Origin of the sequence: Hyphomicrobium denitrificans ATCC 51888, assembly GCF_000143145.1 — a bacterium.
GTDB classification, from domain to species: Bacteria; Pseudomonadota; Alphaproteobacteria; order Rhizobiales; family Hyphomicrobiaceae; genus Hyphomicrobium_B; species Hyphomicrobium_B denitrificans.
This window is the reverse complement of sequence record NC_014313.1, coordinates 260,313-274,093: the sequence shown is the minus strand read 5'-3', so window position 1 is coordinate 274,093 and position 13,781 is coordinate 260,313. Positions and strand designations below refer to the sequence as shown.

The following is a 13,781-nucleotide window of genomic DNA, read 5'->3' as shown; positions in this document are numbered from 1 at the left end:
CTCGAAAAGGTGATGCGGCGGCGGATGGCGGGTTCGACGGCTCAGGGATCGCGATCAATGTGATCCGCACTCATACGAGAGGCGCCGGACGCAAGGGCCGGAGCCGAGGCGGAGAGTTGACATGCACGGGGCGGCACGGTCCGCATCCTTAATCCAAATGCAAAGAGCGAGGCCACGCCGTCCCGTCCCTTTGTTAATCGGCGCAACCGACTCCACTCCGTGGAGCCGGGCGGTTGCGCCGGACGCGTTTCCCTTCGTCATCCTCGGCCGAGCGCGGCAGCGCCGCGTCGAAGGCCGGGGATCCAGCACAAAACTCGTCGAAGACACACCATTGGGATTGCCGCCCGGCTCGACGAACGAGATTGGGCAATGCCAAAACAAAATCGTCACGGCAGCGAAGGCAGCCGTCTACGACAAAAGACCAACAGCTCGCCGTCTCAGGCTTTGATGGCCGCCTCCGCGGCGACGACGCAGGTTGCTTTGCCCGACGTCTGCATCTGAAGGAAAAACCTCGACAAACCGCCCCCCATGCGCGACGAAGCAGCGAAAATTCCTTCTCGACCATCACCGGAACCCGAGCAGATGACCAAGACGCGCACCGAGACCGACACCTTTGGCCCGATTGAAGTTGCAGCCGACCGCTACTGGGGCGCGCAAGCCCAGCGCAGCCTCGGCAATTTCAAGATCGGCTGGGAAAGGCAGCCGGCCGCCATCGTCCGCGCGCTCGGCGTTGTCAAGCGCGCCGCCGCCGAAACCAACATGGCGCTCAACCGGCTCGATCCCAAGATCGGCGATGCTGTCGTGAAAGCCGCGCAAGAGGTGATGGACGGCAAGCTCGACGATCACTTCCCGCTCGTCGTTTGGCAGACCGGCTCCGGCACGCAATCGAACATGAACGCCAACGAAGTCATCTCGAACCGCGCCATCGAAATGCTCGGCGGCGAGATGGGCTCGAAGAAGCCGGTGCATCCCAACGATCACGTCAACATGAGCCAGTCGTCGAACGACACCTACCCGACGGCGATGCACATCGCGTGCTCGGAGGAAGTCGTCCACCGCCTGGTTCCGGCGCTGCGCAAGCTGCATAAAGCGCTGCACGACAAGGCCGAGGCGTGGTCGCACATCATCAAGATCGGCCGCACGCATACGCAGGACGCGACGCCCCTGACGCTCGGTCAGGAATTTTCAGGCTACGCGCAGCAGGTCGAGAACGGCATCGCGCGTATTGAATCGACGCTGCCCGCGCTGATGCAGCTCGCGCAGGGCGGAACCGCCGTCGGCACCGGATTGAACGCGCCGAAGGGCTTCGCCGAAAAAGTCGCCGAACGCGTCGCGGCCATCACCAAGCTGCCGTTCACCTCGGCGCCGAACAAGTTCGAGGCTCTCGCGGCCCACGACGCGATGGTCTTCTCGCACGGAGCCATCAATACTGTTGCCGTCTCGCTGTTCAAGATCGCCAACGACGTCCGCTTGCTGGGCTCCGGTCCGCGCTCAGGCCTTGGCGAACTGGCGCTTCCAGAAAACGAGCCCGGCTCCTCGATCATGCCCGGCAAGGTCAACCCGACACAGTGCGAAGCGCTGACCCAGGTCTGCGTCCAGGTGTTCGGCAACCAGGCGGCGCTGTCGTTCGCCGGAAGCCAGGGCCATTTTGAACTCAACGTCTACAATCCCGTCATGGCCTACAACTTCCTGCAGTCCGTGCGCCTGATCGCCGACGCAGCGGTCTCCTTTACCGACAACTGCGTCGTCGGCATCGAGCCGCGCGAGGACAACATCAAGGCCGGACTCGAACGCTCGTTAATGCTTGTGACGGCGCTGGCTCCGAAAATCGGCTACGATAACGCCGCCAAGATCGCGAAGACCGCGCACAAGAAGGGCACCACGTTGCGCGACGAGGCCGTCGGCGGCGGCTACGTCACCGACAAGGAGTTCGACGAGATCGTGCGGCCCGAGAAGATGATCAGCCCCGACTGACATCGAACGGAGCATACGGATGAAAGCGAGCGTTTGACGCCTTCGCATTCCTGAACATAAAATGCATGAAGTTCAGAGTGCCGCTTTGGCACTCGAGGCGGAGTGCATTTTATGACCGCAGAGATTGTCAATCTCAACAAGGTCCGCAAAGCTCGCGAACGCGCCAACCGCGAACGCGACGCTCAGGAGAACCGGATCAAGTACGGACAGACGAAACCCGAGCGCAATCTGTTCGAGGCGCGCACGCGCAAATGGCAGGGCGATCTCGACGCATCTCGGCGCCAATCCGATGACGACGATGATACCGGGCCTAGCAACGCTTCCTGATGCGGCCTGAGAAACGTTCGTTTTCGATTCAGGGCCATCGCACGTCGATTTCGCTCGAAGCTGCGTTCTGGTCCGCCCTGAAGACCGCGGCCGCCGAGGATGGCCTGACGCTCGCGGGCCTGATCAACGCGATCGACAAAGACCGTGGTGGCGCTGGACTATCGAGCGCGGTCCGCGTCTGGATTTTGAAGCGCCTCGAAACGCGCGCCGCATCAAAATCCGCGGAATAGCGCCGCGCAGGTGCTTACGGGAAGCCGCCGAGCTGCTTCATCACTTCGTCGGACGACGTGCGCCGCTTCTCGCGCGGCCGCTGCGCCGGGCGCGTCGACGTTGTCGAGCGAACCGCCCCGGCGCCCTTGTTCGCAATCGGAAGTCCGGTCTCGGGATCGATCTGCCCCGCCGAGCTTTGCGCTGCGATGCCATCCGCTTCAGAGTCGGGAATGGGTTCGACCGTAATCGTCTGACCCTGCATGAATGTCGAAGACGTCGGCGCTGCGGAATTCGAGCTGCTCTGCGGGCCGGTTTGCGGCACGATGACAGGCGGACTGGACGTTGCGTCCGGTTGCGCGGAATTGCCACCGGACGGTCCGTTATCCCCGGTACCTGCGGACTGCGGTATGATGGGCGGCATCTCAGGAGGCTTCTTGGCCGCCTGCGCGCGCTGCGCTTCCAGCGCCTTGCGGCGCTCCTTTTCGAGCCGCGCACGTTCCTCGTCGAGGCGGCGCGAAAGCTCCAGTTCCTCGACGTTGCGTTCGACGAGCCGAACCGACAATTCGCGCTGGAGATCGCCGACATCGACGCTCGATTTGATGACCGCGAGATTGTCGAGCGGACCATCGTAAAGAACGATCGCGGGAGGCAACGGCCCCTTGGACTGCGCAGGCTTCCATCCTGGCAAAGCAATATCGGGCCGAGCCAGTGGCTTGAGCACCGGCGTCACTTGCAGCGCGGCGCTGACCTTGAGCGTCGTGAGATCGGTGGAAACCGTCGCCTCGAGTTTTCCATCCTTCGAGTCGAGCGCCAGCGTTTCGAACTTCAACGACCCATCTTCCAGCGCCATCGCAACCTCGCGGTTTCCAAGCGCCACATCCGAAGTCGTGAGCGAAGTCAGGAAGGCCGTTGAAACAGGCCGCACGTCGTTCTGCATCTTGCCGCGAAGAACCGTATCGACGATCTCCGAAAGCGCAGCCGGCGCCGGACCGTGTACCGTCGCATCCTCGGTCGTTGCGCGGCCCTTGCCCGACAACACCGCGATCAAGCCGGCGGGACTTTGCGCCGTCGCCGCGCCCGTGAGTTCGAATGTCGCCATCCCCCGCCCCGTCGGGCTGAAAGACGAAAGCTTTGCCCGATCGAGCTTCAGATCGCTGACGAGCTTCACACCGTTCGAAGCCTTGTCGAGACTGAGCTGGCCGGTGAGCTTACCGCCGGCCGCCGCCGCTGAAAGATTACTGACACTGATTTTGCCGGGCGAGATCGAAAGTTTCATCTCGCCGTCACGCGTCGCGAGATCGCCGCCGAGAGACAGCGAACCGAAGCTCACGAGAATATCGGCATCGCTGCCTTTCAAGGCACCGAAATTGAAGACGCCGCTCGGCCAGACGGAATGCCATTCCGATATGGCCGCCTCGTTCGCCGTCGCATCCGTGTCACCGCTTTCCGGTGGCAGCGAGGCTTTGTCGGTCAGCGCGGCGACCAGAGCTTCGATGCCGACACGATCCGCACCGATTTTGCCTTCGATATGTCGGCGCCCATCGTCTCCGGCTTTCAGGTTGAGAAATGCCGTCACCGTCGACGTACCGAGCATGAACTCACGCGCCGCGATCGACCACGTGTTCTGGCCGCGCGCGATATCCAGCGTGCCATGCGTCGCGACCGTTGCCGATCCTGCTGGCAGCGAAAGTCCGGCAATTGCGAGCACATCGGTAAGGTCGTCGGCCTTGACGTCCGCCGCGCCGTTGAGCGCCAAGCTCGAGTTCTCCTGCCAGGCTGCGTTACCCGAGAACGCAAAATCGAGCCCTTTGCCTCGCACCTCGAACTGCGCTTTCGCGCCGCTAGCGAGCGTTCCGACGGAGATGAGCGACGCTTCCGCCGCCTCACTGTTCTCGGCCTCCGCCGTGCGCCGGTCCTGGGCGAGCATCGTCAGCAAAGCCTCCAGCGACGGAGCCGCCACAGTCGCCTGCACCCGGCTCGGCGCAGTACGCCACGCACCGAAACCGCCATCGAAATTCGCCGATCCGGCAAATCGCGATCCGTTCAGCGTGCCATCGAACGTGACATCGCTCGCTTCAGCCGCGCGACGCCCGAGAGTCACGAGACCAGCGAGCTTCGCATTCTGCAGCCCTTTGAATCGCTCGTCGCCGAACTGCAATGCCAAGCCGGTCCTGCGAACGAGATCGCTCATCGCATCCGGTGTCGGCGCGACGACATCATAAGCCAGCGTTCCCACCGGACCGCCGTCGGTCTTTTTCGCTCGCCCTTCGAGCGAAATCTGAAGGCCGCTCTCGGTGGTCATTTTGGCTGACGGCAGACGAATGTCCTTGCCTTCCGTTTCGACCGTCACGTCCACGTCACGATATTTGCTCCCGTGATCGGTCAGGCGACCCGCGATGAGGCGCAATCGCACGTCCTGAGACTCGTCGCCCAGCGCGTCTTCCTTGTCCGACGCCCGCGTCGAGAGCCCAAGCGTTTTACGCAGCGCTGCTTCGAGCGCGCTCGTCGTTTCTGGAAAAATCTCTTTGGTATCGAGTTCCGCCGCCTGCAGCGTCAGATCCGTACGCGTGCGCACGCCGTTGGAAATGGCGAGATCGCCGGAAAACGCACGCCCCGAAAGATCGCCGGACGCATCCGCGATGGCGAAGCGCATCGCGTCGATATCGACTTTGCCGCTGACCGAATACGGCCCATCCGAGATGATATCGATCGGCACGCCCGATTTCCCGGCCCAGGCTTTGAGACGCGCGAGGCTCGAACCTCCGACGAAGAGATCGCCTGAAAAACTGTGCTTGCCGTCCGCGCCCGTCTTGAGATCGCCCGCGAGATCGAGCCGCGATCCGCCCGGCAGACTGATATTGAAATTCTTGACGCGCGTGACGTTGCCCGCGCGGTCGGCGTCGATATCGAGGCCCCCTGCCGTCTCGCCGCCGATCTTCACCTGCTCGAGATTGATCTTCGTGCTCGCCGTGCTGTCGCCCGCAACGGACTGCATCAGGCCGATGCCGAGTTCTTTCAACTTCGCGAACGACGCGCTGCCTTGCCCGGCTCCGGCCAGCCGGTCAATGTCCAACCACTTGGACGCGAGCTTCAGATCGAGCCGCGCCGGCGACGCCCATGTCGCGACAGCCGAGCCTGTAATCATCTGCGGCTCGGCGCCCGCGTTGAGCGACAGTGTGATGTTGTCGAATTGAGCGGCCGACAAGTCACCGGACACCTCGGCCTTGAGATCGAGAAGTGTTGCATCGTCCTTGCTCGCATCGGCGCGAGCGGATGCTTCGTAGACCGGCATCGTGACAGTTCCGGTCCACTCGCCTTTGAACGACGGATTATTGGCGAGATCGGAAACGTGACCGTTGAGAAGGTAGACGTCGGGAGAACCCGTCGAGCGTGCGGAAATCTTGAGCCCGATCGAACCGTCGCGAGCCGGCGCTTCCGTCGCGAATGCAACGCCGTGCGCGGCGCCGAGCCACGACGCATTGCCCTTGAAGCGGAACGGTCCGGTCAAACCTTCCGCCGAGAGTTCGCCGTTGATGTCTTCGACATGCGCGACACGCTCGGCCGTCGCGTTGTAGAGCGAAACAGTCCCTTCGCTTAGTCTGACCGATTTGAGCGCCAGTTCGCGCGGCACGAACGGAAGATCGGCTGATCGCAGCGTGATATTCGACCAGTTGCCGCCGCCCGCTTTGTCGGCGACGAGCGTCAGCACCGGCTTGGAGAGTTCAATTTCGCTGGCTTCTAGAACACCGCGCAGCAATGCCGAAGCGGACAGCCACATCTTGAAGCTGTCGGCCCGGACGAACGGCTCACCGGTCTGGCCAGTGACGTTCGCGATGCGCACCTTGTCGAACTGAACGTAAGGCGCAGGCAGAAAACGCAGGTTGACTGCGCCGCCGACGCGCACATCCCGGCCGAGAACTTTGGAAGCTTCTTCCTCGAACACGCCGCGATAACCGTTCCAGTCGACGAACGACGGCACCGCGAAAAGCGCGGAAAGCACAAGGACGAGAAGCCCGGCGAAAAATAGAAGTCCGTTGTTCATGAACGTCTCTTGGCGCCCTCGCGGGACGAATGCTGGGCACCCCTGGCGATCCGATTGAAATACACGACGCCGTGCGCATCTATATGGCACGGAGCAGCGTTACTCTGAACTCGAAATTTGGCTTCATTCCAGGCGTTTGAGCAATTTGTGATCGATTCGCCGTTTGCTGTGACCGCAGCGCGCGTCACCGGGACGCGCCGGTTGTAGGATCAGCCTCGGTGGTTTAGGTCAGTCCGCATGACTTCGACTCGCAAGCCGAACGCCGGCGACGGCCCGGACTTTCCGGCTGATGACGATCCGCCGTTCGATCTGCCGCAAGCGCCTGCGTCCGCCAACGCTCCAGCCCGACCGGACAATCGCACCGAGGAAATCCAATCGATTTCGGCGCGCGCGATCCGGGCTGCGCGCGGCGCACCGACGTATCTCGACGGCCTCAATCCTGAGCAGCGCGAAGCTGTTGAGACGACGGAAGGTCCGTTGCTCGTGCTGGCCGGTGCGGGCACGGGAAAAACACGCGTGCTAACGACACGCATCGCGCACATCCTGGCGACCGGAAAAGCTTATCCGTCACAGATCCTGGCCGTCACGTTCACGAACAAAGCCGCCCGCGAAATGCGCGACCGCATCGGCGGTCTGATCGGCGGCACGCTCGAAGGCATGTCGTGGCTCGGCACATTCCATTCGATTGGCGTCAAGATCTTGCGCCGCCACGCAGAACTCGTCGGCCTGAAATCCGGCTTCACAATTCTCGATGACGACGATCAGGTCCGGTTGCTGAAGCAGGTTATCGAGGCGGCGCGTCTCGATAAGGATCGCTGGCCCGCCCGCCAGTTGGCCGGTCTGATCGACAGCTGGAAAAACCGCGGCCTGACGCCCGACAAAGTCCCGGACGGAGAATCGTTCTCGTTCGCAGCAGGCAAGGGCGCCGCCCTCTATGCTGCCTACCAAGCGCGTCTCAAGGACCTCAACGCCTGCGACTTTGGCGATCTGCTGCTCGAATGCATCAGGCTCTTCCGCGAGCATCCGGACGTGCTCGCCGACTACCATCGCCGCTTCCGCTACATCCTCGTCGACGAGTATCAGGACACCAACGTCGCGCAGTACCTGTGGCTGCGGCTCCTGGCGCAAGGCTGCCCGAATGTCTGCTGCGTCGGCGACGACGATCAGTCGATCTACGGCTGGCGCGGCGCCGAGGTCGACAACATCCTGCGCTTTGAAAAGGACTTCCCCGGCGCGAAAGTCATCCGCCTCGAACGCAACTATCGCTCGACGGCGAACATCCTCGCCGCCGCCTCGGGCCTGATCGCCAAGAATGCCGGCCGTCTCGGCAAAACGCTTTTCACTGACGGTTCGGCCGGTTCAAAAATCGGCGTCGCGAACTTCTGGGACGATGAAGCCGAGGCGCGCGCCATCGGCGAAGACATCGAACAGTTCCAGCGCGCCCAGGAAAAGCTGAACGACATCGCGGTTCTGGTGCGGGCGTCATCTCAGATGCGCGCCATCGAAGACCGTTTCATTACGCTCGGCCTGCCATATCGCGTCATCGGCGGCCCGCGATTCTACGAACGGCAGGAAATCAAGGACGCAATCGCCTACTTCGACGTGATCGCCAACTCGTCCAACGATTTGAAGTTCGAACGCATCGTCAACGTGCCGAAACGCGGGCTTGGCGACACGAGCATCAAGCGCATCCATGAACTCGCACGCGTCCAAGGCGTGCCGCTTTATCAAGCCGCCCGCGAAATCGTCGAAACCGATGAGCTTTCGAACAAGGCCCGAAAGTCGCTCGGCGACCTGATGCAGGCGTTCGAACGCTGGCGCGGCAACCTCGATCGCATACGCCACACCGATCTTGCCGAGCTTGTCCTCGACGAGTCCGGCTACACCGCGATGTGGCAGGCCGACAAAAGCCCGCAAGCTCAAACGCGCCTGGAAAACCTCAAGGAACTCGTGCGCTTCATGCACGACTTCGAAACACTGCAAGGCTTCCTCGAGCACGTCTCTCTGGTCATGGACGCGGATCAGGGCAGCGACGGCGATCGCGTTTCGCTGATGACGCTGCACGCAGCCAAGGGTCTCGAATTCGGTATCGTCTTCCTGCCCGGTTGGGAGGAGGGACTTTTCCCGCATCAGCGGTCGCTCGACGAAAGCGGTAAAGCCGGCCTCGAGGAAGAGCGCCGCTTGGCCTACGTCGGGCTGACCCGCGCGCGCCGTCGCGCCAAGATCTCGTTCGCGCAGAACCGTCGCACGCACGGCCTCTACCAATCCGCACTACCGTCGCGATTTGTCGACGAGCTTCCCGAGGCAACCGTCGACGTGATCGAAAGCGAGATGCCCTACGGCGGCCGGGCGACCTACGGCTACGGCAATCCCTTCGGTCCGAGCCGTTTCGACCGCGCGAGCGGCTCCGAACCCTTCGGCTCCAATTATAAGACACCGGGCTGGCAACGGGCTCAGCAGTCCTGGAGCAGCGGCCGCGATACGAAAAAACGGGCGCGCACGCCGATCACGCTCGAAGGCGAACTGGTTGCGGCCTCGACGGCCAACGCCCCGAATTTTCGCAACGGAAGCCGCGTTCGCCACGAGAAATTCGGCGACGGCACGGTGACACTCGTCGACGGCAACAAGCTGACCATCAACTTTGATGACGGCTCGACCAAGCGGGTCGTCGCCAGTTTCGTTGACCTTATATAACTGAATTATAACAGCAAAATACTCAAACCCGACCTAATTTTCGCCGCAGGTTTCTTTTTCTTGCCGTATTCTTGTGCCACAGTATAACAGCTCGTTGAGCTGTGGGGGTTCATCAGCAATTGACCGTTGTTTTGGCGCCGCACTCTGCCTGCGGCGGTCAAAGGTTAGTTTGTCTGCGTACAATCCACGAGGTGAAGCGCGCGGGCGTGCAACCTACATGGGGAATCTTTGTTTGGGAGGGTAGAGTCCTTGAGAGGAGCTATCCATGAGCACTTACCGCTTTCCGTTGAGAGGTAAGATCGGCGTCATCCGCGGACTTAGCGAACAACTCGCCCTGCGCCTTGGCGTATTGAAGCGGGGGCAAGCCAAGCCCGAGGTCGCGACGATGGCTGTGCATGACATAGTCCCGCTAACCGATGAGCAGATTAGAAATCTGCCGGTTGCGCATCGCTGCTCGGCTTAAGGCGTCGTCCCGCGCCTTTGCCAACGTTCTGCGTTGAAGCAAAAATCCAGGCCATTCAAACGGCGCCGCTCTGATGGCGCCGTTTTCGTATCCCGGATGTCGATCCTGCGTAGCGGACCTATCTGGCGAACTCAGGCCGCCTCGACCCTCACGCCTTTCAGCAAATCCCAAGCCGCATTGATCTGCTTGATTCGCTCCTCGCGATGCCGCCGGTCAGGCTCGCTCCGCGCATGATCGGGGTGCCACGACATGCGAAGCGCGTCGACGACCTTCTTCACCGCGACGGGAGGAGCTTCGGGATTGAGCCCAAGGATGCGGTAGGCTTCGAAAATCGTCGAAGGAACATCGGCAACACGCGACGTCGCGGCTTCGTCTTTCCGTGTCGTCCCCTGCACGATCCGTGTGATCCGATCGAGATCCTTCAGCATGGCGCGCAACACCGAGCTTGCGCGCTTTTCGCCCATTTGATCGGCCCGCCGTGAAACGTCGGCGACACGGCTCCGCAGAGCATCGAGTTCGGTCTGCAGAACATCGCGCAAAAGCAGATCGGCGGGCAGCGACGCAATGAGAAGTTCCGTTTCGACGACGCGCGCGTGAACGGCATCCAGAAGCCTGGCGACCCCATCCGTTCCGCTGCTCCTCGACGCATCGGCCGCCGATCGCTCGAAAACACCGGCGAAGCTTCGCTGAAACGCACTGGTCATGCCGGCGAACTTCCGGCCAGCCGAGCGCCATAGCGGCTCGGGCGATGCCTCTGAAAATTGCGCCGCCCGCGCAAAATCATAGGAGAGCGGCATCCGGCGGCGCGCCATGAACAGACATGCCGCCATCAGCGAAATGAGCAGCGTCGAGATCACGCCCGCGACCTTGAATGCGCCGCCGCTTGCAGACGCCTGCATCACCGGATCGATCACCGTCACCCAGCGCGGTTCGTCGGCGTCGTGAGCGATGGAACTCGTCTCCGCCACGCTGTCCGCCGAGAGCGCCTGCGTCTCGACCTTCGGAAGGCGCGTCGTCCGGCCAAATCCCGGCAGAACGAAGCGTCCCTTGAACCGGCTGACCGGAGCGAAGCCCGGCGGTAAACGCGCCGGAAGATCGACGCCCGCAGCGCGTCCTGCGGCAGCGACCTTACTCCAGGCGATCTTCTGTCCCCCGCAGTCGATGGTGAATTTATGGACCATCATCGTTTCGCAGCTTCCCGCAGCCGCCGACCGGCAAGCCGAAAAGGGCATGTCTTCGCGAGAACCGATAATCTCATAGGTTGTAGGCTCGGCAGCCGTGAGACGCGGCGTGCCCCTGTCGATGGCACATGCGTAGGGCATGACGAGGTCGTCAGCGCCCGCGGGCAACACGACTGCAACAGTCGCGATAACCAGAAGTAGTACTCGTAACGCCCCCATACACGGCCCCCAAGAAGCACCCCTCGATACGTCCCGCTTAGCCATGATCCTAGCGTAACGTAGGCGCCACTGTGGCGATTGCGAAAGTTATGAACCGTTTTCCTACATCGGGAGCTTGTGCTCTAGTCGTGATCAAGGCAGGCGGGAGTCGATGGCGCTGCAAAAAAGCCGCTTCGAAGCGGGATCGGTCATCTTTGCGCGCGGATGATTTGCGACTTCTCGACAAGCATTGCCGTATCGCTAAGAGGTAAGGGGCCGGGCGAGGGGTGAATTCGTCCGATAACGGGAATACGACGGGAGTTGCGTTGAGATGTCGGCAGAGATGACGAATGGCCGTCTGTACCAAAAGCAGGGGCTGTTCCAGCGCCTTCATGATCTGACAGACCTCGACGCCAGACCCGCGCCGGTCAGCGAAGGACAAGAGTCCAAGCCGGCCCATGACGTTCTCGAAGCCGACGACAAGCGCAAACGCGAACGCTTCATTCCCGTAACAAGATTTGCGCTGCTGGATCGCCTGACGTTGCCGTATCTATGGCCCGCGGGCCAGGCCGCCGATGCGCGCCGCTTTTTCCGCTACCTCGACTACTGGCGCCAGCAGCAATATTTCGCGCTGCTCCTCGATCTCGAACAGACTTACGAAACGTTCTCGCCCGATAGCGACCTGCTGATGACGCGCAACTTTTCCGATGACGATCGCGACGTTCTCAAGCACCGCGTGTTCGAGGGCGTGGAAAGCCTTCTGCAGCGCGCCAACTACGAGCGCATCGATCCGACCGACGTCGAGATGATCCTGACGCGCGACAGCCACTACGGCCTCGACCTAAACGTCGACATGAAGGCTTTCGAGCGCATCGTGATCTACTATCGCGGCGCATCCAACCAGAAATACGAACGCCGCAGCATTCGGAAATTCCTGCGCAAGGAAGAATTCGACGTTCCGATCTTCCAACGCCTCTTCATCATGTTCAAGCTGAAGCCGTTTGAAACGCGCGTAGAAGAAGTGATGCGCGAAAAAAAATGCAACCGTGCCAGCGCCGAAAAGACGGTACAGCGCGCACGCAACCACATGCCGCCCGGCATCTCCGAAAAGAACATCTATCTCAAACTCTTCAAGAACATCCCTCGCACCGACGTCGAGATGATTTTTCCGAATACGGAAGTGCGCTTCCGCTCGTTGGATAAGCTGCGACTCGGCGTGACGGCTAGCGGCGGTCTCGGCATGGGCGCGTTCGGAGCGGCTGGAAAAATCGCGCTTCTCGCGAGCAATCCAATTGCAGCTGCCGGAGCGCTCGCGGGCCTGGGCGGCATCGCGGCCAGACAGGCGATGGGCTTCTTCAATCAGAAGCAGCGCTATATGGTCGTGATGGCGCAGAACCTTTACTTCCACACGATGGCCGACAACCGCGGCGTCATCCTCAAGATCGCCGCGCGCGGCGCCGAGGAAGACTTGAAGGAAGAAATGCTTCTCTACAGCGTGTTGGCGAAGGAAAAGGCGACGCGCGCCGACCTTCCGTCCATCGATCTGGCGATCGAATCTTATTTAACGCGGACGTTCGGCATCAAAGTTGATTTTGAAATCGACGACGCGCTGGACCGCCTGATCCGCGACGGCATCGTCGTCGAAAATGCCGACGGAACATTTGTCACATTGCCGCCGGCCCAGGCCGCGAAACACATCGACGAGAAATGGGACCAGTTCCTCGACTATCTTCCAGATCCAATTCCTTCCGAGGGTTATGAGTTCGAAGGAAGGAATCCACCCTCGGCGGCTTGAAATCCATGACGTTCAGAAAATTCGCGGCCGACTTCACCGATCGCGCGCAAGCCAATGCGACCGGCAACGCCATGCAGGATTTTCTCGAGCCCCCGCCCGACGCGCTGACCATATTCGAGCACGGACCGGAGCGCTGGCGCGTCGAAGCCTATTTCGACACGGCGCAAGGCCCGCGAGATATCGCAAGCGAGTTGGCCGGGTTCATCCCCGAACCATTGCCGGCGTTCACCACCGAAGACGTCCCCGATTTGAACTGGGTCGCGATCTCGCAAGCAGCACTCCCGCCCGTCCGGGCAGGACGCTTCACGATCCACGGCAGTCACGATCGCGACCGCGTCGCGCGCGGACCCAACACGATTTTGATCGACGCGGGCGAAGCGTTCGGCACGGCCCACCATGCAACGACGCTCGGCTGCCTGCTGGCCATCGACCGCTTGGTGCGATCGCACACATTTGGCCCCGTTCTCGACCTTGGCTGCGGATCGGGCGTGCTCGCGATCGCCGTCGCCAAGTCGCTCCCGCACGCCCGCATCGTCGCTGCCGACATGGATGCGCAATCGGTCAAGGTTGCAGCCGAAAACGTCCGCATCAATGGCGTCGCCCGCCAGATCAAGGTCACCGAGGCGAGCGCCACGACGCATCCTGACATCCGCAGCCGCGCGCCGTTCGATCTCCTGATTGCGAACATCCTCGCCGGACCTCTGATCCAACTGGCGCCGAGTTTTTCTCGCGCCGTCGCGCAACGCGGAACGCTCGTGCTGTCCGGAATTCTCATTCCGCAGGCGCCGGAAGTAATCGCCAGCTATCTGACGCAGGGCTTCACGCTGCAGCGCCACGACCGCATCACCGGCTGGTCGACGCTGACGTTCGCCCGCCGTTAAATCGCCGTTGCCCGCG

The 13,781-nt window shown here is 61.8% G+C and carries 9 protein-coding genes; 7 read left to right on the top strand and 2 right to left on the bottom strand.

The window, feature by feature from the left end; genetic code table 11:
• Positions 1 to 582: 582 nt before the first annotated feature.
• From fumC to HDEN_RS01255, 3 genes are all read left to right on the top strand, one after another.
• Positions 583 to 1,974, top strand: a complete 1,392-nt coding sequence (gene fumC / locus HDEN_RS01265) for a class II fumarate hydratase (protein WP_013214306.1) — start codon at positions 583 to 585, stop codon at positions 1,972 to 1,974.
• A 111-nt stretch (positions 1,975 to 2,085) separates the two neighbouring features.
• Positions 2,086 to 2,301, top strand: coding sequence for a DUF4169 family protein (locus HDEN_RS01260; RefSeq protein ID WP_013214305.1), 216 nt, complete (start codon positions 2,086 to 2,088; stop codon positions 2,299 to 2,301).
• Positions 2,301 to 2,531, top strand: a complete 231-nt coding sequence (locus tag HDEN_RS01255; protein ID WP_013214304.1) for a ribbon-helix-helix domain-containing protein — start codon at positions 2,301 to 2,303, stop codon at positions 2,529 to 2,531. The genes HDEN_RS01260 and HDEN_RS01255 overlap by 1 nt, the downstream gene beginning before the upstream one ends.
• A gap of 14 nt (positions 2,532 to 2,545) precedes the next feature.
• On the opposite strand, the gene HDEN_RS01250 is transcribed toward HDEN_RS01255, so the two are convergent.
• Positions 2,546 to 6,553, bottom strand: a complete 4,008-nt coding sequence (locus HDEN_RS01250) for an AsmA family protein (RefSeq protein ID WP_013214303.1) — start codon at positions 6,551 to 6,553, stop codon at positions 2,546 to 2,548.
• Positions 6,554 to 6,790: 237 nt separating this feature from the next.
• On the opposite strand from HDEN_RS01250, the gene HDEN_RS01245 reads away from it, so the two are divergent.
• On the top strand, positions 6,791 to 9,247 hold the full coding sequence (locus tag HDEN_RS01245) for an ATP-dependent helicase (protein WP_013214302.1): 2,457 nt from the start codon (positions 6,791 to 6,793) through the stop codon (positions 9,245 to 9,247).
• 265 nt (positions 9,248 to 9,512) lie between these two features.
• The gene (locus tag HDEN_RS01240; RefSeq protein ID WP_013214301.1) at positions 9,513 to 9,710 is read left to right on the top strand and encodes a hypothetical protein; all 198 of its coding nucleotides are present in this window, start codon (positions 9,513 to 9,515) and stop codon (positions 9,708 to 9,710) included.
• A gap of 131 nt (positions 9,711 to 9,841) precedes the next feature.
• Here the strand turns inward: HDEN_RS01240 and HDEN_RS01235 are convergent, their stop codons facing one another.
• Positions 9,842 to 11,110, bottom strand: a complete 1,269-nt coding sequence (locus tag HDEN_RS01235) for a J domain-containing protein (protein WP_013214300.1) — start codon at positions 11,108 to 11,110, stop codon at positions 9,842 to 9,844.
• 310 nt (positions 11,111 to 11,420) lie between these two features.
• On the opposite strand from HDEN_RS01235, the gene HDEN_RS01230 reads away from it, so the two are divergent.
• Together HDEN_RS01230 and HDEN_RS01225 are read left to right on the top strand one after the other, a co-directional pair.
• Complete coding sequence (locus tag HDEN_RS01230) at positions 11,421 to 12,884, top strand: TMEM143 family protein (protein WP_013214299.1); 1,464 nt, start codon at positions 11,421 to 11,423, stop codon at positions 12,882 to 12,884.
• Between the two features lie 5 nt (positions 12,885 to 12,889).
• Complete coding sequence (locus HDEN_RS01225; RefSeq protein ID WP_013214298.1) at positions 12,890 to 13,765, top strand: 50S ribosomal protein L11 methyltransferase; 876 nt, start codon at positions 12,890 to 12,892, stop codon at positions 13,763 to 13,765.
• Positions 13,766 to 13,781 lie beyond the last annotated feature (16 nt).